At 65.8% G+C, this 19,556-nt stretch carries 21 protein-coding genes; 10 read left to right on the forward strand and 11 right to left on the reverse strand.

The window, feature by feature from the left end; genetic code table 11:
- Positions 1-79: 79 nt before the first annotated feature.
- From rpiB to AC3D24_RS14315, 5 genes are all read left to right on the forward strand, one after another.
- Complete coding sequence (gene rpiB / locus AC3D24_RS14295; protein ID WP_489031643.1) at positions 80-520, forward strand: ribose 5-phosphate isomerase B; 441 nt, start codon at positions 80-82, stop codon at positions 518-520.
- On the forward strand, positions 517-1,827 hold the full coding sequence (glyA, locus tag AC3D24_RS14300) for a serine hydroxymethyltransferase (RefSeq protein WP_489031645.1): 1,311 nt from the start codon (positions 517-519) through the stop codon (positions 1,825-1,827). The genes rpiB and glyA overlap by 4 nt, the downstream gene beginning before the upstream one ends.
- A gap of 5 nt (positions 1,828-1,832) precedes the next feature.
- Positions 1,833-2,012 (forward strand): hypothetical protein, encoded by a 180-nt coding sequence (locus AC3D24_RS14305; protein ID WP_107964462.1) that lies wholly within the window; start codon positions 1,833-1,835, stop codon positions 2,010-2,012.
- A complete protein-coding gene (nrdR, locus tag AC3D24_RS14310; RefSeq protein ID WP_380783380.1) occupies positions 2,013-2,477 on the forward strand; it encodes a transcriptional regulator NrdR in 465 nt (154 codons plus the stop codon).
- 176 nt (positions 2,478-2,653) lie between these two features.
- Positions 2,654-3,838 (forward strand): TrmH family RNA methyltransferase, encoded by a 1,185-nt coding sequence (locus AC3D24_RS14315; RefSeq protein ID WP_489031647.1) that lies wholly within the window; start codon positions 2,654-2,656, stop codon positions 3,836-3,838.
- Positions 3,839-3,953: 115 nt separating this feature from the next.
- Here AC3D24_RS14315 and AC3D24_RS14320 read toward each other — a convergent pair whose 3' ends face one another.
- The gene (locus AC3D24_RS14320) at positions 3,954-4,253 is read right to left on the reverse strand and encodes a chorismate mutase (RefSeq protein ID WP_489031649.1); all 300 of its coding nucleotides are present in this window, start codon (positions 4,251-4,253) and stop codon (positions 3,954-3,956) included.
- Positions 4,254-4,446: 193 nt separating this feature from the next.
- Here AC3D24_RS14320 and rpsD point away from each other — a divergent pair, with 193 nt between their 5' ends.
- From rpsD to AC3D24_RS14335, 3 genes are all read left to right on the forward strand, one after another.
- The gene (rpsD, locus tag AC3D24_RS14325) at positions 4,447-5,061 is read left to right on the forward strand and encodes a 30S ribosomal protein S4 (RefSeq protein WP_056053294.1); all 615 of its coding nucleotides are present in this window, start codon (positions 4,447-4,449) and stop codon (positions 5,059-5,061) included.
- A 194-nt stretch (positions 5,062-5,255) separates the two neighbouring features.
- Entirely contained in the window at positions 5,256-6,887 is a 1,632-nt protein-coding gene (locus AC3D24_RS14330) for a M28 family peptidase (RefSeq protein ID WP_489031651.1), read from the forward strand.
- Between the two features lies 1 nt (position 6,888).
- Entirely contained in the window at positions 6,889-7,854 is a 966-nt protein-coding gene (locus tag AC3D24_RS14335) for an agmatine deiminase family protein (protein WP_489031653.1), read from the forward strand.
- A 321-nt stretch (positions 7,855-8,175) separates the two neighbouring features.
- Here AC3D24_RS14335 and AC3D24_RS14340 read toward each other — a convergent pair whose 3' ends face one another.
- The 10 genes from AC3D24_RS14340 to coxB all read right to left on the reverse strand — a co-directional run bounded on the left by AC3D24_RS14340 (position 8,176) and on the right by coxB (position 17,771).
- Positions 8,176-9,045: a class I SAM-dependent methyltransferase gene (locus AC3D24_RS14340; RefSeq protein ID WP_489031655.1), complete on the reverse strand. Its 870-nt coding sequence runs from the start codon at positions 9,043-9,045 to the stop codon at positions 8,176-8,178.
- Positions 9,042-10,442 carry a threonine synthase gene (gene thrC / locus AC3D24_RS14345; RefSeq protein WP_489031657.1) on the reverse strand — a complete coding sequence of 467 codons (1,401 nt, stop codon included), beginning with the start codon at positions 10,440-10,442 and terminating at the stop codon, positions 9,042-9,044. The genes AC3D24_RS14340 and thrC overlap by 4 nt, the downstream gene beginning before the upstream one ends.
- A 248-nt stretch (positions 10,443-10,690) precedes the next feature.
- Complete coding sequence (locus tag AC3D24_RS14350; protein WP_489031658.1) at positions 10,691-11,326, reverse strand: SURF1 family cytochrome oxidase biogenesis protein; 636 nt, start codon at positions 11,324-11,326, stop codon at positions 10,691-10,693.
- Entirely contained in the window at positions 11,323-11,703 is a 381-nt protein-coding gene (locus tag AC3D24_RS14355; protein ID WP_489031659.1) for a DUF983 domain-containing protein, read from the reverse strand. Before AC3D24_RS14355 ends, AC3D24_RS14350 begins: the two co-directional genes overlap by 4 nt.
- Positions 11,704-11,969: 266 nt before the next feature.
- Positions 11,970-12,896, reverse strand: a complete 927-nt coding sequence (locus tag AC3D24_RS14360; RefSeq protein ID WP_353466867.1) for a cytochrome c oxidase subunit 3 — start codon at positions 12,894-12,896, stop codon at positions 11,970-11,972.
- Positions 12,897-12,926: 30 nt separating this feature from the next.
- Complete coding sequence (locus tag AC3D24_RS14365) at positions 12,927-13,460, reverse strand: cytochrome c oxidase assembly protein (RefSeq protein WP_489031660.1); 534 nt, start codon at positions 13,458-13,460, stop codon at positions 12,927-12,929.
- A gap of 17 nt (positions 13,461-13,477) precedes the next feature.
- Positions 13,478-13,615, reverse strand: a complete 138-nt coding sequence (locus AC3D24_RS14370; protein ID WP_165886435.1) for a hypothetical protein — start codon at positions 13,613-13,615, stop codon at positions 13,478-13,480.
- Positions 13,612-14,511 carry a heme o synthase gene (locus tag AC3D24_RS14375; RefSeq protein ID WP_489031661.1) on the reverse strand — a complete coding sequence of 300 codons (900 nt, stop codon included), beginning with the start codon at positions 14,509-14,511 and terminating at the stop codon, positions 13,612-13,614. Before AC3D24_RS14375 ends, AC3D24_RS14370 begins: the two co-directional genes overlap by 4 nt.
- 457 nt (positions 14,512-14,968) lie before the next feature.
- The gene (gene ctaD / locus AC3D24_RS14380; RefSeq protein ID WP_489031663.1) at positions 14,969-16,630 is read right to left on the reverse strand and encodes a cytochrome c oxidase subunit I; all 1,662 of its coding nucleotides are present in this window, start codon (positions 16,628-16,630) and stop codon (positions 14,969-14,971) included.
- 1 nt (position 16,631) lies between these two features.
- Positions 16,632-17,771: a cytochrome c oxidase subunit II gene (coxB, locus tag AC3D24_RS14385; RefSeq protein WP_423323806.1), complete on the reverse strand. Its 1,140-nt coding sequence runs from the start codon at positions 17,769-17,771 to the stop codon at positions 16,632-16,634.
- Between the two features lie 372 nt (positions 17,772-18,143).
- On the opposite strand from coxB, the gene pyrE reads away from it, so the two are divergent.
- Positions 18,144-18,728 carry an orotate phosphoribosyltransferase gene (pyrE, locus tag AC3D24_RS14390; RefSeq protein WP_489031664.1) on the forward strand — a complete coding sequence of 195 codons (585 nt, stop codon included), beginning with the start codon at positions 18,144-18,146 and terminating at the stop codon, positions 18,726-18,728.
- Complete coding sequence (locus AC3D24_RS14395; RefSeq protein ID WP_489031665.1) at positions 18,725-19,465, forward strand: pyridoxine 5'-phosphate synthase; 741 nt, start codon at positions 18,725-18,727, stop codon at positions 19,463-19,465. The genes pyrE and AC3D24_RS14395 overlap by 4 nt, the downstream gene beginning before the upstream one ends.
- Positions 19,466-19,556 lie beyond the last annotated feature (91 nt).

Consider the following 19,556-nt stretch of genomic DNA (forward strand, 5'->3'; position numbering starts at 1 on the left):
TCGCGAACAGGTGTGGCAAATCCGCGCTCGGGTCGGTATGGGGCTGGGCACCCGATCCCCCGTCACAGGATTACGCCAGGTGCGCATCGCCATCGCGTCCGATCACGCCGCCGTTTCGTTGAAAGCGGTGCTCGCCGCCTGGCTGCGGGAAGCGGGTCACGACGTGCTCGATCTCGGGCCGGAGGGCACGGCCAGCGTCGATTATCCCGATTATGGTTTCAAGCTCGCGTCGGCGATCGCCGATGGTCGCGCGGATCGCGGTATCGCGCTGTGCGGCTCCGGGATCGGCATCTCGATTGCCGCCAATCGCAACCCCGCCTGCCGCTGCGCGCTTGTCTCCGAACCGCTGTCGGCGAGCCTTGCGCGCGTGCACAACGACGCCAACGCCATCGCGATGGGCGCGCGCCTGATCGGCGAGGAAATGGCCAAGGCGTGCGTCGAAGCCTTCCTGTCCGCCGAATTCGCCGGCGGCCGTCATCAACTCCGTGTCGACAAACTTTCCACAAAGGTCCCCGCATGAGCACTCAGCCCCGCGAACTCCACGACGTCCAGCCCGACGGGTTTTTCACGCGCGGTCTGGCCGATGCCGATGCCGCCGTGTTTGCCGGCGTCGCGGCCGAACTGGACCGCGAGCAGACGCAGATCGAGCTGATCGCGTCCGAGAACATCGTCTCGAAGGCGGTGCTCGAGGCGCAAGGGTCGGTGTTCACGAACAAGTACGCCGAAGGCTATCCGGGCAAGCGCTATTACCAGGGCTGCGCGCCGTCGGACATCGTCGAGACGCTGGCGATCGAGCGGGCGCGCGCCATCTTCGGCTGCGGGTTCGTCAACGTGCAGCCGCATTCGGGTGCGCAGGCGAACGGAGCGGTGATGCTGGCGCTGGTCAAGCCCGGCGACACGATCCTCGGCATGAGCCTCGATGCGGGCGGTCACCTGACGCATGGCGCGAAGCCGGCGATGTCGGGCAAGTGGTTCAACGCCGTTCAGTACGGTGTGGATGCGACCACGCATTTGATCGACTACGATCAGGTTGAAGCTTTGGCGGTCGAGCATCAGCCGAAACTGATCATCGCGGGCGGCTCGGCGTATCCGCGCGTCATCGACTTCGCGAAGTTCCGCGCGATCGCGGACAAGGTCGGCGCGTATTTCATGGTCGACATGGCGCATTTCGCCGGGATCGTCGCGGCTGGCCTGCACCCGACGCCGTTCGGCCACGCGCATGTCGTGACGACCACCACGCACAAGACTCTGCGGGGCCCGCGCGGTGGCATGATCATGACCAATGACGAGGCGATCGCGAAGAAGATCAACTCGGCGGTGTTCCCTGGGCTCCAGGGTGGGCCGCTGATGCACGTGATCGCGGCGAAGGCGGTCGCGTTCGGCGAGGCGCTGCAGCCCGACTTCAAGAGCTATATCGCCGCGGTCGTCGAGAACGCGAAGGTGCTGGCGGCGACTCTCAAGGAGCGCGGCTCGGATGTCGTCTCGGGCGGCACCGACACGCACCTCGCGCTGATCGACCTCACCCCGCTGGGGATCACCGGGCGCGATGCGGACGAGGCGCTGGAGCGCGCGGGGATCACCTGCAACAAGAACGGCATCCCCAACGATCCGCTGCCGCCGGTCAAGACCAGCGGCATCCGCGTCGGCTCGCCCGCAGGCACGACGCGCGGGTTCGGCCCGGCCGAGTTCCGCGAGATCGGCAACATGGTCGCCGACGTGCTGGACGGCCTCGCGAAAAAGGGCGAACACGGGGACCCGGAAGTCGAGGCGGACGTTCGGACGCGTGTTCGTGCACTCTGCGCGCGCTTCCCGATCTATCAAGGATAAGTAGCATGTCGAAGATCGATGACCTTCAGAACGACATCAAGGCGACCCCCGGCCTCGGCAAGAGCATGGCCAAGTGGAGCGCACTCGGCGCGGTCGTGGCGATCCCGGTGCCGGTGATCGGCCCGATCTTCGGCGCACTCGCGGGCGCGGGCTACGCGTACTACAAGGGCAAGAAGAAGGTCTGAATGCGCTGCCCCTTCTGCGGACATGAAGACAGCCAGGTAAAGGACAGCCGCCCCACCGAAGACGGGGCGGCGATCCGGCGCCGGCGGCAATGCGAAGGGTGCGCCGCGCGTTTCACGACGTTCGAGCGCATTCAGTTGCGCGAGCTGTTCGTGTTGAAAAGTGAGGGCAGACGCGAGCCGTTCGACCGGGAGAAGCTGCTTCGGTCGTTGTCGATCGCGACCAGGAAGCGGGCGATCGAGGCGGGGCGGATCGAGAAACTGGTGAGCGGGATCCAGCGGCGGCTGGAGACGCTGGGCGAGAACGACGTCACGTCGAAGCGGATCGGCGAAATGGTGATGGACGGGCTCAAGGGGCTCGATTCGGTCGCGTATATCCGGTTTGCTAGCGTGTATCGGGACTTTAGCGAGGCTAAGGACTTCGAGGCTTTTGCCGGGAGTGTGGAGGAGATTGGGCGGGCTGAGTAATCTTGGCTTGTCTCGCGGCCCAAGCGAGGCACCCTTCGACTTCGCTCAGGGCGAACGGAGGGGGGTAGGGCGGGCGTGATGGCCGTCCTCGATAGTAATCCAGCTCCCAACCCCGTTCGTCCTGAGCGAAGTCGAAGGACTTGTCTCAACGCCACACCCCCGCGTAAGCCGAGAGCATGACATTCTGGGCCTATGTGGTGCGCTGCGCCGACGACAGTTATTACACCGGACACACCGATAACCTGGAGCGCAGGATCGGACAGCACAACCTCGGCGAGATATCGGGATACACGCAGACGCGTCGCCCGGTGACGCTCATGTGGTGCCAGGATTTCGGCAGCCGGCAGGAAGCGCTCGCAGCGGAGTTCCAGGTCAAGGGCTGGTCGCGGCGGAAGAAGGAAGCGCTTGCGCGTGAGGATTGGGCGGATCTGCACGATGCGGCGATCCCCCCGCGGGAGCGAGCCCTTCGACTTCGCTCAGGGCGAACGGAAGGGGGGGAGGGCATCCCTTCGGAAGAGGGGAGGCACGTCATCTCGGGTGGTGAGACCCACGACCGATCGGAAGAGGGGAAGGGGCCCCCATCTCCCCCTCCCGTTCGTGCTGAGCGAAGTCGAAGCACCTTGGCGGAAGAAACCCCACCCCCCGTCATCGTCCTGGTCCGCCCCCAACTCGGCGAGAACATCGGCAAGGCCGCACGCGCCATGCTCAACTTCGGGCTCACCGAGATGCGCCTCGTCTCCCCCAGAGACGGCTGGCCCAACCCCTCCGCCGGCCCGGCCGCCAGCGGTGCCGACATCGTGCTCCAGAACGCAAAGGTGTACGACAGCGTCGCCGCCGCCACCGCCGACTGCGGACAGGTCTACGCCAGCACGGTCCGCAAGCGCGGCGTGACCAAGCCCGTCGTTACCCCGGAACAGGCTTCGACCGAGATCCACGCCGCCCCCGGCCGCTCCGCGATCCTGTTCGGGCCCGAGCGTTCCGGCCTCGAAACCGACGACGTCGCGGTGGCGCGGACGATCATCACGGTGCCGATCAATCCGGAGTTCGGGTCGCTCAACCTCGCTCAGGCGGTGATCCTGGTCGCGTATGAATGGTCGAAGGGGCTGACCGCGGAACGAGGTTTGTCGCAGCCGTCGATCAACCCGATCATGCCGCCCGCACCGCAGGAGGAGCTCGACGGGATGATCGGGCAGCTCGATACGATGCTGATGGGGGCGGGATTCTTCCATCTGCCCGACAAGATGCAGTCGACGCGGCGGACGCTGCGGACGCTGCTGACGAAACCGGGCTGGTCGAGCCAGGAGATCCGGACTCTCCGCGGGGTGCTGTCGTCGCTGGCGGGGAAGAGGCCGCGGGTCTAAGTTTCCGACTGACCCACCAGCCTCCGTTCGCCCTCTTTCCGTTCGCCCTGAGCGAAGTCGAAGGGTGTGCCCCAAGCAAAGGTGCTTCGACTTCGCTCAGCACGAACGGGTGGGGTTAGCGGCGGTCGAACGCAGCTAGCTCATACGCGATCGAGGCTTCGACCAGCGTCTCCCACAAGTCCGCGATCGCCGCGTCGGGCAAGCCGAGCTTCATCGCCTCGGCGCGCGCGTTCTCGATCACCTGCGTCTTGCGCGCTTCGTCGCGGACATGCCCGCGCTTGGGCTTGATCCGCGCGGCGGCGTCCATGTACGCGAAACGCCTCGCGAGCAGCGTGACCAGGTCGCGGTCGAGCGCGTCGACGCCTGCGCGGACCTCGGTCATGGTCATACAGTCTGGGCCGGATAAGATGGTCATGCGCCGCCTCTTGCCGAGCCGTTTGCACCCTGTCCAGCTTGACTCTCGGCCCCTCTCCGTCTAGGCGCCCGCCTTCGCAATGGCCCTGCACCCCGGTGAAGCGGTGGCCCTGCCTTGTCCGGACCTTGTGTCTCACGACGACCAGCAGAGCGATACCGGGACCAACGTTGTTTGCTTTTGCAAAGGTTATATTATGTCGAAGCGTCAAAGCGCGAAGTACAAACTCGATCGCCGTATGGGCGAGAACATCTGGGGTCGCCCCAAGTCGCCGGTCAACAAGCGCGAATACGGCCCGGGCCAGCATGGCCAGCGCCGCAAGGGCAAGGTCAGCGATTTCGGTATCCAGCTGCGCGCCAAGCAGAAGCTCAAGGGCTATTATGGCGACGTGACCGAGAAGCAGTTCCGTGCATGCTACCACGAGGCTGCGCGTCTGAAGGGCGATACCTCGCAGAACCTGATCGGCCTGCTCGAGCAGCGCCTCGACATGATCGTTTACCGCGCCAAGTTCGCACCGACGATCTTCGCGGCACGCCAGATCGTCTCGCACGGCCACATCCGCGTCAACGGCGTGAAGTGCAACATCGCCTCGCGTCGCTGCTTCGTCGGCGACGAGATCACGCTGGGTTCGAAGGCGCAGGAAATGGCGCTGGTTATGGAAGCCCAAAGCCTCGCCGAGCGCGAGATCCCCGACTATGTCGCCACCGACGGCGCGGCCAAGGTCACCTTCACGCGCGTCCCGACGCTCGACGAAGTGCCTTACCCGGTGAAGATGGAACCGAATTTGGTGGTCGAGTTCTACTCGCGCTAATCGCGAGGAACGAAGAACCACCAAACGGCCGGCGGTGCTCAGGCACCGTCCGACGACGTAGCTTTGCCACGGCGCGGTTTGGAACAGAAAAGGGCGGTCCCGTTGGGGCCGCCCTTTTTCGTTGCCCCTTTTCGCCTCGTGGACATGCGCGCCGGCCTTTGCCAGAACGCGCGCAACCAAACGGGAATACGACCATGCGCGCTGCCATCCTGCCTCTCCTGCTACTTGGGACAGCCGCGTCCGCGCAGACGTCTTCTTCGATCTCGGTCGAGACGCTGAAGACCGTTACGCAGGTGCTGTCGTCGGACGCTTACGAGGGTCGCGCACCGACTACGCCTGCTGAGGCAAAGACGGTCGCGTATATCGTCGAGCGGATGAAGGCGGCGGGACTGAAGCCCGGCAACAAGGGGTCGTGGACGCAGGACGTGCCGATGGTGGAAATTACGGCCACGAACGTGCAGCCTTACGTGTTCACCGGCGGCAAGGCGCCCGTCAGCCTCGCCTATCGCACCGACATGGTCGCGGGCACGTACCGCGTGGCGCCGAAGTCCGCGGTGGCGAACAGCGACGTCGTATTCGTCGGTTACGGCATCACCGCGCCCGAAAAGGGCTGGGACGATTATGCCGGCACCGACGTGACGGGGAAGACCGTGGTCATCCTCATTAATGACGCCGATTGGCAGACGATGTCGCGCGAGGGGCCCTTCGAGGGCCGGGCGATGACGTGGTACGGGCGCTGGCCGTACAAGTTCGAGAATGCGGCGAAGCACGGCGCGGCGGCGGCGATCATCGTCCATGATACCGAGCCGGCGGCGTATCCGTGGGCTGTCGTGCAGTCGTCCTGGACCGGGCCGCAGCTCGAGCTTGACGAGAAGGGCGATCATCTCGACCAGTCGCAGATCGTCGGCTGGATGCAGCGCGCGGCCGCTGAGCGCGTGTTCGCGAGCGCGGGCAAGGATTACGCGACGCTGGCGGCCGCGGCCAAGGTGAAGGGGTTCAAGGCGGTGCCGCTCGGACTGAAGCTGTCGGGGGGCTTCACCAACACGATCAAGCGGCAGGCGTCGGAAAACGTCATCGGCGTGCTGCCGGGGACGGCTGCTCCGAACGATTACGTGATGTATTCTGCGCATTGGGACCATCTCGGGCTCTGCGATCCCGTCGATGGCGACGACATCTGCAATGGCGCTGCGGACAACGCGACCGGTGTTGCTGGGCTGATCGCGCTGGCCGAGGCGCAGGCTAAGGCGGGCCCGGCCAAGCGCTCGATCGCGTTCCTCGCGGTGACGGCGGAGGAATCAGGGCTGCTCGGCTCGCGCTATTATGCCGAGCATCCGATCTATCCCCTCGCGCATACCGTCGGCGGCGTGAACATGGACGTGCTGAACGTCGACGGCCGCGCGAAGGACTTCGTACTGACCGGCGCGGGGAAGTCGGAGATCGAGGATCTGGTGAAGCCGTTCATCGCCGCGGAGGGCCGCGTGATCGGCGTCGAGGCGAACCCGGAGCGCGGCGGTTATTACCGCTCGGATCACTTCAGCTTTGCCAAGCTGGGCGTGCCGATGCTCGATGGCGGCAGCGGCGAGGACCTGGTCGTCGGCGGGGCGGCGGCGGGGCATGCTGCGCGCGAGGATTATGTCGCGCACCGCTATCACAAGCCGGCGGACGAATATGACGCGAAGTGGGACTGGTCCGGTGCGGTCGAGGACCTGACGATCTATTACGGGCTGGGCCGCAAGCTCGCGGACGATACCAGTCTGTGGCCGAACTGGTATAAGACCGCCGAATTCCGCGGCATTCGTGACCGCGATCGCGCAGGAGCCAAATAACGTGACGACCACCACCCCCGCCGAATGGGCGCACCACAAGGCCGTTTGGATCGGTTTCCCGAGCCATGCGGACCTGTGGCTGGAAGATCTGGAGCCGGCGCGGGACGAGGTCGTCGCTTTCGCCAAGGCTGTGCATGCCGACGGCAAGGGCGAGACCGTGATCCTGGTCGCCGCGGACGTCGGTTCCGCGACCACCGCCAAGAAGCTGGCGCCGTTCGCGGATGTGGTGGTCGAGCCGTTCGGCGATATCTGGCTGCGCGATACCGCGCCGATCATCGTCGGCGACGGCAGTGCGCGCGACTTCCGGTTCAATGGCTGGGGCGGGAAGTACGACCTGCCCGGCGATGATACGATCGGGCAGCGACTGGCGGCGAGCCGGCACAAGCGGGTCGAGGCGTGTGACTGGGTGCTCGAGGGCGGTGCGATCGATGGGGATGGCACTGGGACGGTCGTGACGACCGCGCAATGCCTGCTCAACCGCAATCGCAATCCGTCGCTGAGCAAGGCGGAGATCGAGGCGCGGCTGGCGTCGGATCTCGGTTACACTCGAGTAGTCTGGCTGGGCGACGGATTGGTCAATGATCACACCGACGGCCATGTCGACAACCTCGCGCGGTTCGTAGGCGAGGGGCGCGTGGCGATCCCGAAGGCGACCGACAACGATCCGAACTGGCAGGTCTATCAGAACGCGGCGCGGGACGCCGAGGCGGCCGGGCTGGAGGTCGTGACGATCCCGTCGCCGGGCCGTGTGCTGCGCGACGAGGAGGTCGTGCCGGCGAGCTATATGAACTTCTATATCGGCAATGCCGCGGTGGTGGTGCCGTTGTACGGCGCCGAGAACGACGCCGCGGCGGTGGCAGCGATCCAGGCGCTTTTCCCGGACCGTGAGGTCGTCGGGCAACGTGCGGATCATATCCTGACGGGTGGCGGGAGCTTCCACTGCATCTCGCAGCAGATCCCGGAGTAAACACCCACTTCCGTTCGTCCCGAGTAGCCATCGAGTAGCTCCGCAAGGAGCGTATCGAGACGGCGTATCGAAGGACAGGTTGGCGCGCGGAACCTGTACCTCGATACGAGCCGTCGATACGCCCAAGCGGGCTACTCGGTCTCTACTCGGCACGAACGGTATAGGAGTTGCCGGGTTTGTCCCGTGCCCTAAACCAACCACCACCCCGGCGAAGGCCGGGGCCCAGTTGGGAGACGTCGCCAATGGAGGACCGGCCTTCGTTACGCCAACCTTTCCAATTGGGCCCCGGCCTTCGCCGGGGTGGAAGTCAAATAGGCAGGCTCAGCGGCTCCAGCGCGCCCAGATTGCGGTGGGCAGCGTCAGTCCGCGCGCTTCTTCGCGGACGCCGAGTTCGCCGACTTCGACCTTGCCCGGCAGGTCCGCGAACACCTGGTTCAGCAACTCGCCGATCGCGAGCGCAGACATCCGCACCGCGTAGACCGTCAGGAACAGGAACCGCGAGTTCTCGTCGAGCAGCTTGCGGCAGTCGGCGATCAGCTTGGGCAGGTCCTCTTCGAGCCGCCACACCTCGCCCTCTGGCCCGCGGCCGTATTTCGGCGGATCGAGCAGGATGCCGTCATACCGCCGCCCGCGGCGGACCTCGCGCGCGACGAACTTCGCCGCGTCGTCGGTCATCCAGCGGATCGGTGCGTCGGCCATGCCCGAGAGTTTCGCGTTGGCCTTGGCCGCCTCGACCGACTTCTTGGACGCGTCGACGTGCACCATGCGGACGCCCTTGGTCGCCATCGCCAGCGTGCCGACGCCGGTATAGCCGAACAGGTTCATGCATTCGGGCGAATCGAGCCCGGCGACACGCTCGCGCATCCAGCTCCACACCGGCGCCATGTCGGGGAAGAAGCCGAGATGGCGGAACGGGGTGGTCTGTGCGGTGTAGGACACCTCGTTCCACTTTAGCGTCCAGCCTTCGCGGGGGACGGGTTCCGAAAATTCCCAGCGGCCGCCGCCGTCCTCGTCCGAACCGGGGACGAATTCGCCCTGTGCCGTCCAGTCGGTCGAGGCGGGCGCCCACATCGCCTGCGGTTCGGGGCGGATGAAGCGGAAGCGGCCATAGCGTTCGAGCTTCTTGCCGTGTCCGGAGTCGATCAGGCCGTAATCCGCCCAGGGTTCGCCGATGAGGGTTTCGAGTTTCATGCCGACGGCTTCGCGCGCTCGGTGATGTAGGCGGTGATCGCGTCGAAGGTCGCGGGCAGCGTGGCGTAGCGCTCCTCGCGGTCGAACAGGTCGCCGACTCGCGCGGGCAGAGAGGGACGCACGCCAGTAGCGCGCTCGACCGCATCGCCGAACTTGGCGGGGTGCGCGGTGGCGAGTGTGACGATGGGAACGCCGGCGGGGACTTCGGTGCGCAACGCGGCGGCTAGGCCGATCGCTGTGTGCGGGTCGATCACTTGGCCGGCGTGCTCATGTGCCCAGCGCATCGCCATCGTCATGTCGTCGAGGTCTATGCGCTCGCTCTGGAACAGCGCCGAGGCACCCTGCGACTGGGCGTTGGTAAGACGCATCGCTCCTGAGGATTCGAAGCCGGCCATCTGAGCGGCCAGCGCTGCGCCATCACGGTCGCCGAGGTCGAACAACAGGCGTTCGAAGTTCGAACTCACCTGGATGTCCATCGATGGGGTCGGGGTCTGCTGCACGCCGCCCTTCGAATAATCGCCGGTGCTGAGCGCGCGGTGGAGGATGTCGTTGACGTTGGTCGCGACGACCAGCTTGGCCACCGGAAGCCCCATCTTCGCCGCAACATAGCCGGCGAAGACGTCACCGAAATTGCCGGTCGGGACCGCGAACGCGACCTCGCGGTCGGGCGCGCCGAGGCGGACGGCGGCGTAGAAGAAATACACCACCTGCGCCATCAGGCGGGCCCAGTTGATCGAGTTCACCGCCGACAGCGCGAACTTGGTCGAGAAGGCGCGATCGTTGAACATCGCCTTCACGAGCGCCTGCGCGTCGTCGAAGCTGCCTTCGATCGCGATGTTGTAGACGTTGGGGCTGAGCACCGTGGTCATCTGGCGGCGCTGCACGTCGGAGATGCGGCCGACCGGGTGGAGCATGAAGATGTCGATGCCCGCGCGCCCGGCGACCGCGTCGATCGCGGCCGAGCCGGTGTCGCCGCTGGTCGCGCCGACGATCGTCAGGCGCTTGTCCGTGCCGGCGAGGAAGCGCTCGAAGAACAGCCCGAGCAGCTGGAGCGCCACGTCCTTGAACGCGAGAGTCGGGCCATGGAAGAGTTCGAGCAGCCATTGGTCGTGGTCGAGCTGCACGAGGGGGACGACTGCGGCGTGCGAGAACCGGCCATAGGCCTGCTCGCAGAGCGACTTCAGTTCCTCGCGAGTCATCGCGTCGCCGACGAACGGGGCCATCACCGCGACGGCGGTGTCGACGTACGACAGGCCCGCGAGTGCGGCGATCTCGTCGCGGGTCATCGTCGGCCAGGCATCGGGGAGGTAGAGCCCGCCATCGGAGGCGAGGCCGGCGAGCGTCGCGGCTTCGAAATCGAGGACGGGGGCCGAGCCGCGGGTGCTGATGTAACGCATGGCCAAGCCGGTTAGCGAATGGGGGAGAAGGCGACAAGCTTTCGGGCGAGTACGGTGGGCGATCCCGTCAGTCCCCAGTCCCCAGTCCCCTATCACCAATTCCCAGTCGCATACCTCAGCCGGCAGTCCGTTGCCCCTAGCCCCATTCCGTCACCCCAGCGAAAGCTGGGGTATCTCACGAGCCAGATGACGCGTGCCACACGGGATATCCCAGCTTTCGCTGGAATGACGGTGGTTGGTTTGCCGCGTTATCGAACGTCTGGCCCGGTTCGGGACCTACGGCGCAGCGCGAGGGTGTAGATGATCGCGGCGATGGCGGCGAAAAAGAACCATTGGCCGGCGTAGGCGAAGTGGTTGTTTGGGACCGAGGCGATGTCGGGCTTGCCGTTTGGTGAGAGGCCAGGCCCCGTAAGATTCGATGGCGGCGTGTCGGCGACCAGCATCAGGCGCTGCGGGGTGTGATCGAACAGCGATCCGATCAGCGATCGGCCGTCGGGGGCGTGGCTGACAAAGCCGGACACCTTGCCGCCGGGCCAGTTCACCTTTGCCATCGGATCGCGCGTCGTGCCGAGCTGGACTACCATGCCGGGGCCCTCCGCGCCGGTCCTGCATTCGGCGATGGCGCGGAAGCCCGATTTGCCGGCGCCGGCGAGTTTTATCTCGGTCGGCTGGAGGCAGAGACCCGAGGCGCGGCGGAACAGGAGCGTTTCGTCGGGGAAGCGCGGGAAGGCCATTGGCGGCTTGGCAGGGTTGGCGGCGAGCTGGGCGAGGAACGCTTCCTTTTTGGGGAGGCGGTCGAGGAGTTGCCACAGGCCGAGGCCGATCATCGCCGCGATCGCGAGCGTGACGAGGATAGTGGGGATGACGGGGATGCGTCTGGTCACGGGTCGATTCGGCCTTCGCGGGCTGCGTTGCGGTATTCGGCGGACATCAGCGCGCCCTTCGCGGCGCGGAGGGACAGCACGACTCCGCCGGCGGTGAAGGGTATCCAGATCAGCATGTGCAGCCAGAGCGGCGGGTGGACCTTGAGTTCGAGCGTGATCGCGAGGATCACGACGAGGGCGCCGAGGATCAGGGTGAGGAAGGCGGCAGGGCCGTCGCCGACGTTGAACTTGGTGAAGTCGAGGCCGCAATTTGGGCAGCGGTCGGCGAAGTTGGACCATTTCGCGAAGAGGGTGGGCTTGCCGCAACGGGGGCACAGACCTTTTAGCGCGACCTGGGCGATCGTGGGGGCGTTGGCGAGAGGGTATTCTTCGGTCATGGGGTCAGCGCTCTCCCTTGTTTCCCCCGCGAAGGCGGGGATCCAGACTGGGCTCCCGCCTTCGCGGGAGAACAAGGTTAGGGCGGAACCCGCAATTTGTGCCAGTCCCGTATCCCAACACGCCACCACCCCGGCGAAGGCCGGGGCCCAATTGGGGGACGCCGCTAACTGTGGACAGCGCTTCGTTACTGCAACCTTGCCAATTGGGCCCCGGCCTTCGCCGGGGTGGTGGCCGCAGTGGTGGCAGTGGATGGAGTGGTAAAAGCTCACCCCCCGTGGACGGGTGCGCCCCAGCCGCCCCAGACGTAGACGGTGACGAACAGGAACAGCCACACGACGTCGACGAAATGCCAGTACCAGGCCGCCGCCTCGAAGCCGAAATGCTGGCGCGGCGTGAAGTCGCCGCGGTACGCGCGGACCAGGCAGACGATGAGGAAGATCGTGCCGATCAGCACGTGGAAGCCATGGAAACCCGTCGCCATGAAGAACGACGCACCGTAGTTGATGCCCTTGAACGGGAACGGCGCGTGGACATACTCATACGCCTGGATCGAACTGAACAGCGCGCCGAGGATCACCGTCAGCCACAAGCCCTTAAGCACGCCGTCGCGGTTGCCGACGCCTATCAGGCCCCAGGCCCCCGTCTTCTCGCCGCCGCGCTGGTTGTGGATCAGCGCGTGGTGCGCCCACGTCACCGTGGTGCCCGAGGTCAGCAGGATCAGCGTGTTGAGCAGTGGCAGTTCGAACGGGTTGATGACCGTGAGGCCCTTCGGCGGCCACTGCGCGACGATCGCCGCACCGCCTTCGACGGCGCGCGTGACGCTGCCGTCGGCGTAGGTCATCGCGGTCGGGAACAACGAGAAGTCGAAGAACGCCCAGAACCAGCCGACGAAGAACATCACTTCGGAGGCGATGAACAGGATCATGCCGTAGCGGAAATGGAGCTGGACGACCGGCGTGTGATCGCCTGCGTGCGCTTCCTTGATGACCTGCGCCCACCAGCTGTAGAAGGTGAAGAGCAGCCCGGTCAGGCCGATGAAGAAGATCCAGCCGCCGCCGTTTGGCTTGTCGATATGGCCGCCGTGCATCCACATGATGCCGCCGACCGCCATGATCAGCGCCGAGAACGAGCCGACCAGCGGCCAGATGCTCGGCGGCAGGATGTGGTAATCATGGTTCTTGGCGCCGGCCATCGGTACTCCCCTATTTTCTTTGGCGACGTTCTAGCTGGCTGTTTTCGCAGAATCCACCGGGTAAAACGTATAGCTGAGCGTGATCGTCTGGATATCGGCCGCGTCGGGGTCGGTCAGGATCTTCGGATCGACGAAGAAGATCACCGGCATCCGTGCGGTCTCGCCGGGTTTCAGCGTCTGCTGCGTGAAGCAGAAACACTGGATCTTGGTAAAATACTTGCCGGCCTGTGCGGGCTGGACGTTGAACGTCGCGGTGCCGGTCAGCGGCTTGTTCGACGTGTTGGTCGCGGTAAAGAACGCCATATCGCGCGCGCCGATATCGATCGTGTCCGAGCGATTTTCGGGGGCGAACTTCCATGGCAGCTTCGGGCTGACGTTGGTGTCGAAGTCGATCCGGATCTGGTGGTTCACGGCGCCGGGGGCGACAAGGCCACGGTTTGTAGTGCCGTTAAGCCCGGTCGCGGCGCAGAACAGGCGGTAGAGCGGCACGCTGGCCCAGGCGAGCCCGGTCATGAAACAGATGAAGAGCACCGCGAGCGCCGCCGTGCGGTTGGTCCGCGACATGGCCCTCCACGTGGCCATCAGTGCGGCATCCCCGCGCGGATCTTGGCGATCGAGATGGCGAAGACGAGGATGACGAACGCACCGAGCAGCAGCGCCATGACGCGCGCGCGACCGCGCTGGCGGCTGCGGATCAGGTCGGGATCGGGCAGGCTCATGCGAACCACCGGTCGACGACCAGCGCGCCGAACATCACGAACAGATACAGGATTGAGTATTTGAACAAGGCCTTCTCCGGCTTCATCAGGTCGTCGGCATGCGTGGTGCGCTTGGCGACGCGAACGGCGAGCAGCGCGAACCAGCCGGTGAGCAGGACAGCCGCGACGCCGTAAATCGCGCCGGTAAGCCCGAGCGGCCAGGGTAGGATTGCAACGGCCGCCATCGGGATCGTGTAGAGCCCGATCTGCGTCCGCGTGGTCCGCTCGCCCGAGACTACGGGGAGCATCGGTACGCCGGCGGCGGCGTAATCGCTCTTCATGAACAGCGCGAGTGCCCAGAAATGCGGCGGCGTCCAGAGGAACACGAACAGGAACAGGAGGACGGGGAGCAGCGCGATGTCGCCGGTCGCCGCGGCCCAGCCGATCAGCGGCGGGAATGCGCCCGCGGCACCACCGATGACGATGTTCAGCGGCGTGCGGCGCTTGAGCCAGACGGTGTAGACGAGGACGTAGAACAGGATCGATACGGTCAGGATCGCCGCGGCCACCGCGTTGACTGCGAATCCCATGAACAGCACCGAGAATGCACCGAGGCCGACGCCGAAATGCAGTGCCGCCTGGCGTTCCATGCGGCCATCGGGGAGCGGGCGTTTCTGCGTGCGGCGCATGACCGCGTCGATGTCCGACTCGTACCATTGATTGAGCGCCCCCGCCGCGCCTGCGCCGAGCGCGATGCAGAGGATCGCGGTGAAGCCGATCACCGGGTGCACCGACGTCGGTGCGGCGAGCATGCCGCACAGGCCGGTGAAGACGACGAGCGTCATCACGCGCGGCTTGGTGAGCGCCAGGAAATCGCGCCAATGCGCCGGTGGCAGGAGGGGGGTGGCAGGAGTCATGGTTCGGGTACGCTATACGCGTTGGAAAGGCTTGAGGAAAGCGGCGTGGCTTGGTGGCGCGCGCATGATCGTCGTCGCGTGATTGCCTACCACCGTCACCCCAGCGAACGCTGGGGTCTCCCGCGTTGGGCGATACGGGAGTCCCACGATGAGACCCCAGCTTTCGCTGGGGTGACGGAAGGGGGGTGAGCCAAGTGAGTCCCTCCTGCCTCCTTGCTCTCCCGCGAAGGCGGGAGCCCAGGCTGGGTTTCCGCCTTCGCGGAGACACATGGTCTGGCTTGAAGGCGGCACTTCAACAAAAAACGCCCCGGGTTTCCCCGAGGCGTTCTCTGGCTTGGCTGGCCCCGACACGGGAGTAAATCCCGTGTCGTCGGACGCGGCGTTGCCGCGCCGGCCGGTCGGATGCGTGCGGCTGGGCCGCACCGGCGCGTAGCTGGCGCTACGTCGCCTCACATCCTCAGTCGATCCGCGGCAACGTCTCGAACTGGTGGTATGGCGGTGGCGAGGAGATCGTCCACTCCAGCGTCGTCGCGCCGTCGCCCCAGGGGTTGTCGCCCGCCGGCTTGCCTGCGACGAGCGACCAGATCAGGTTGACGAAGAACACCACCATGCCCGCGGCCATGATCATGTAGCCAACCGAGGCGACCGTGTTCCAATGCTCGTACTGCGGCGTGTAGTCCGGGATACGGCGCGGCATGCCCTGGAGGCCCAGGAAATGCATCGGGAAGAACATCACGTTCACGCCGATAAAGAACACCCAGAAATGCAGCTGGCCGAGGAACTCGTTGTACATCTTGCCGGTCATCTTCGGGAACCAGTAATAGAACCCGGCGAACAGCGAGAACACCGCACCCAGCGACAGAACGTAGTGGAAATGCGCCACCACGTAGTACGTGTCCTGCATGTAATCGTCGATGCCGCCGTTGGCGAGCACCACGCCGGTCACGCCGCCGACGGTGAACATGAAGATGAAGCCGATCGACCACACCATCGGCGTCTTGAAGGTGAGCGAACCACCCCACATCGTCGCGATCCACGAGAAGATCTTGATGCCGGTCGGCACCGCGATGACCATCGTCGCCGCGGTGAAGTACATCTTGGTGTTCACGCTGAGCCCGGTGGTGAACATGTGGTGCGCCCACACGACGAACCCGACCACGCCGATCGCGACCATCGCATACGCCATGCCGAGATAGCCGAAGACCGGCTTGCGGCTGAACGTCGAGATGATCTGGCTGACGATGCCGAAGCCCGGCAGGATCATGATGTAGACTTCGGGGTGGCCGAAGAACCAGAACAGATGCTGGTACAGCACCGGATCGCCGCCGCCCGCCGGATCGAAGAAGGTCGTGCCGAAGTTGCGATCGGTCAGCAGCATCGTGATCGCCGCGGCGAGCACCGGCAACGCCAGCAGCAGCAGGAACGCGGTGACGAGCATCGACCACACGAACAGCGGCATCTTGTGCAGCGTCATGCCCGGCGCGCGCATGTTGAAGATCGTCGTGATGAAGTTGATCGCGCCGAGGATCGACGATGCGCCTGCGAGGTGGAGCGCGAGGATCGCCATGTCGGTCGACGGCCCAGGCTCGCCGTAGGTCGAGAGCGGGGCGTAGAGCGTCCAGCCGTTACCCGCGCCACCGAAGAACGGCGAGGCCAGCAGCAGCGTAAAGGCGGGGATCAGCAGCCAGAACGACACGTTGTTCATGCGCGGGAACGCCATGTCCGGCGCGCCGATCATGATCGGCACGAACCAGTTGCCGAAACCACCGACCATCGCCGGCATGACCATGAAGAACACCATGATCAGGCCGTGCGCGGTGATCAGCACGTTCCAGAGATGGAGCGATTCGTCGAGGCTGGCGGGACCGCCGTGCAGCATCGACGCCCAGCCCTGGAGATACTGGATGCCGGGATGCGCGAGCTCGGCGCGCATGAGGCCCGAGACCGAGCCGCCGATGATCCCCGCGACGATCGCGAAGATCAGGTACAGCGTGCCGATGTCCTTGTGGTTGGTCGACATGAACCAACGCGCGAAGAAGCCGGGTTTGTGATCGGTGTCGTGGTGGTCGTGCGATTCGTGCGCGACGAACGCCGACGGATGGAGAGCGGTGTCGGTCATCTTACTGTCCCGCGTTGCCGGCGCCGGCCGGGTTTGAGGTGGCGCCCTGCGTCGTCGCGGGGGCTGCGGTTGTCACGTTTTCCACGGGGCCGGTGGCGTTGGCGGTTTCCGCGGCCTCCTCGACCTTCGCCGCGGAGCCATCGGCGCCGGGCTGCGGGATGACCTTGTCGGACGCCTTGCCGGGGGTCGGCATCGTGCCGCCCTTGGCCTTGACCCAGGCCGCGTATTCGGCGGGCGGAACCGCCTCGACCGCGATCGGCATATAGCCGTGGCGCGCGCCGCAAAGCTCGGAGCACTGGCCGAAATACAGGCCGGGCTTGTCGATCGTGAAGCTGGTCTCGTTCAGACGACCGGGGATCGCGTCGAGCTTGATCCAGAACGCGGGCACCGCCCAGCTGTGGATCACGTCGTTCGAGGTGGTGATCAGGCGGATCGGCACGCCGACCGGGAGGACGATGCGGTTGTCGGTGGCGAGCAGCTTGGGGCCGTCGGCATCGGTGCGGCCACGCTCGCCCGCGGCGACGTCAGCCTTTTCCTTCAGCATGTTGGCGGTGATCTCGAAGCCGCCATTGTCCGGATACTGATAGGTCCAATACCATTGGTTGCCGATCGCCTTTAGTGTCACGGCACCCGAGGGGGCCGGTTTGAACTGCGCTTGCAGCAGCCCGATCGACGGGACCGCGATCAGGACGAGGATCACGACCGGTGCGAGCGTCCAGAGGATCTCGATCGCGGTGTTATGGCTGGTCTTCGATGCGACCGGGTTGCGCGCCTTGCGATAGCGGAACGACACCCAGAAGAGGAGCGCGAGGACGAACAGCGAGATGATCGTGATCGTCGGCACCAGGATCGAATTGTGCATCCAGTGCGCGAACTGGCCGTTCTTGGTCACCTGTGGCTGGAGCCCGAACAGGCCGTCGGTGGGCTGGCCGATCATCGGCTTGACCGTCATCGCGGGGGCGCCGTCCATCGCCAGCTCCGGGCTGGACGGGTTGGCGGTCGGCGTCGCGGCCGATGTGGTCGGCGCGGTGTTTGACACACCGGCGGGTGCGGCAGCTGCCTGCGGTGTAGGCGTGGCAGCCGGCTGGGCCGCATGCCCGGCGACACCACCGAGACTCGCCAGTGCGAGCCCCGCTGCCATCGCAAATCCTCTCATCCCCATCTTGCGCATCGTTTTTCTTGACCCCGGTTTATAGCGAACCCGATTCCGGACGCGCGGATGTCTGCTTATGATTTGGGTAGAGCTATACCCAGCGGGGGGGCTCGCCTCAAGCATTGTCTGACCTTGAGCGCCGGCTGGCCCGATCCAGGCATTCCGTCATGCCGGACTTGTTCCGGCATCCACCGTTCCGCAAGCTCGAGAGGATTGGGTTTGCGGAACCGTGGACCCGGAACGAGTCCGGGGTGACGGAGTGGGTGGGGAGCGTAGGTGTACTTCGGCGCCGGTTCTCGTTGCACGTGGTTTCCCGCGCTCGTATCAGCGCGGGCAGACCATTTGGAGCGATGACCCGCGATGACCGAAGACGACGTGCTCGCCGAATTTCGCGCTGCCGAAGCGTTGCTCGAAGGGCATTTCATCCTGTCCTCCGGCCTGCGCAGTTCGCGCTACCTGCAATGCGCGCGGGTGTTGATGGATCCCGCGCGTGGCGCCCGGTTGTCGGAAGCGCTGGTGGCGTCGATCCCGGCCGAGCTGCGTGCGCAGATCGATATCGTGGTCTCGCCGGCGATGGGCGGCGTGATCGCCGGCCATGAGATGGGCCGCGCGCTTGGTGTCGAGGCGGTATTCCTCGAGCGGCCCGACGGCGTGTTCGAACTCCGCCGCGGGTTCCGCTTGGCGCCGGGCCAGCGCGTGCTGATGATGGAGGACGTCGTCACCACCGGGCTGTCATCGCGCGAGGCGATCGCGGCGATCGGGCGCGCGGGCGGCGTGACCGTGGCGGCGGCGGCGCTGGTCGATCGCTCGAACGGGACGGCGGATCTGGGCGTGCCGTTCTTCCCGCTGATCCGGCTCGACGTGCCGACCTATCCGGCGGATGCGTTGCCGCCTGAGCTGGCAGCGATCCCGGCGATCAAGCCCGGCAGCAGGGCTGCGGCATGAGCCCCTCCAGCAACGACCACCTTCGCCTTGGGGTGAACATCGACCACGTCGCGACGGTGCGGAACGCGCGGGGGGCGGGGTATCCCGATCCGGTGCGTGCGGCTCTGGTCGCGGCGGCGGCGGGGGCGGACGGGATCACCGCGCATCTGCGGGAGGATCGCCGGCACATTACGGATGACGACATCGCGCGATTGTCGGCTGAACTGACGATCCCGCTCAACCTGGAGATGGCGGCGACCGACGAGATGCTCGGCATCGCGCTACGCCACAAGCCCCATGCCGCGTGCATCGTGCCGGAAAAGCGCGAGGAGCTGACCACCGAGGGTGGGCTCGACGTCGCCGGGCATTACGACCGGATGGCGCGGCTGGTCGATACGCTGGCCGAGGCGGGCATCCGGGTGTCGCTGTTCATCGAGCCGGATGCGCGGCAGATCGAGGCGGCGGTGCGGCTCAAGGTCCCGGTGATCGAACTCCACACCGGGCTGTACGCGGAACTGTCGGGCGACGCGCGGACGACGGAACTGCGGCGGTTGACCGACGCAGCGGCGCTGGCGGCGAAAAACGGCATCGAGGTGCATGCGGGGCATGGCCTGACCTACGACAATGTCGCGCCGATCGCGGCAATCCGGCAGGTTCGGGAGCTGAACATCGGGCATTTCCTGGTGGGGGAAGCGCTGTTCGTTGGGCTTGGCGAGGCGGTTCGGCTGATGCGCGAGGCAATGGATGCGGCGCGGTAATCCTCCCCGGCACGGGGAGGGGGACCATGCGCAGCATGGGGGAGGGGGCCCACCGCGAACGTATCGCTCGTGGAGCTCCCCCTCCACCCCG

The organism is Sphingomonas sp. SL1004, assembly GCF_057815015.1.

Excerpts from the sequence above, each read along its gene's own strand:
- AC3D24_RS14340 (WP_489031655.1), bottom strand. The coding sequence starts at position 9,045 with ATGAAACTCGAAACCCTCATCGGCGAACCCTGGGCGGATTACGGCCTG.
- nrdR (WP_380783380.1), top strand. The coding sequence starts at position 2,013 with ATGCGCTGCCCCTTCTGCGGACATGAAGACAGCCAGGTAAAGGACAGC.
- coxB (WP_423323806.1), bottom strand. The coding sequence starts at position 17,771 with ATGGCAGCGGGGCTCGCACTGGCGAGTCTCGGTGGTGTCGCCGGGCAT.
- AC3D24_RS14370 (WP_165886435.1), bottom strand. The coding sequence starts at position 13,615 with ATGAGCCTGCCCGATCCCGACCTGATCCGCAGCCGCCAGCGCGGTCGC.
- glyA (WP_489031645.1), top strand. The coding sequence starts at position 517 with ATGAGCACTCAGCCCCGCGAACTCCACGACGTCCAGCCCGACGGGTTT.
- thrC (WP_489031657.1), bottom strand. The coding sequence starts at position 10,442 with ATGCGTTACATCAGCACCCGCGGCTCGGCCCCCGTCCTCGATTTCGAA.
- AC3D24_RS14305 (WP_107964462.1), top strand. The coding sequence starts at position 1,833 with ATGTCGAAGATCGATGACCTTCAGAACGACATCAAGGCGACCCCCGGC.
- AC3D24_RS14395 (WP_489031665.1), top strand. The coding sequence starts at position 18,725 with ATGAGCCCCTCCAGCAACGACCACCTTCGCCTTGGGGTGAACATCGAC.
- pyrE (WP_489031664.1), top strand. The coding sequence starts at position 18,144 with ATGACCGAAGACGACGTGCTCGCCGAATTTCGCGCTGCCGAAGCGTTG.
- AC3D24_RS14315 (WP_489031647.1), top strand. The coding sequence starts at position 2,654 with ATGACATTCTGGGCCTATGTGGTGCGCTGCGCCGACGACAGTTATTAC.
- ctaD (WP_489031663.1), bottom strand. The coding sequence starts at position 16,630 with ATGACCGACACCGCTCTCCATCCGTCGGCGTTCGTCGCGCACGAATCG.
- rpsD (WP_056053294.1), top strand. The coding sequence starts at position 4,447 with ATGTCGAAGCGTCAAAGCGCGAAGTACAAACTCGATCGCCGTATGGGC.
- AC3D24_RS14360 (WP_353466867.1), bottom strand. The coding sequence starts at position 12,896 with ATGGCCGGCGCCAAGAACCATGATTACCACATCCTGCCGCCGAGCATC.
- AC3D24_RS14355 (WP_489031659.1), bottom strand. The coding sequence starts at position 11,703 with ATGACCGAAGAATACCCTCTCGCCAACGCCCCCACGATCGCCCAGGTC.
- AC3D24_RS14365 (WP_489031660.1), bottom strand. The coding sequence starts at position 13,460 with ATGTCGCGGACCAACCGCACGGCGGCGCTCGCGGTGCTCTTCATCTGT.
- AC3D24_RS14330 (WP_489031651.1), top strand. The coding sequence starts at position 5,256 with ATGCGCGCTGCCATCCTGCCTCTCCTGCTACTTGGGACAGCCGCGTCC.
- AC3D24_RS14320 (WP_489031649.1), bottom strand. The coding sequence starts at position 4,253 with ATGACCATCTTATCCGGCCCAGACTGTATGACCATGACCGAGGTCCGC.
- AC3D24_RS14375 (WP_489031661.1), bottom strand. The coding sequence starts at position 14,511 with ATGACTCCTGCCACCCCCCTCCTGCCACCGGCGCATTGGCGCGATTTC.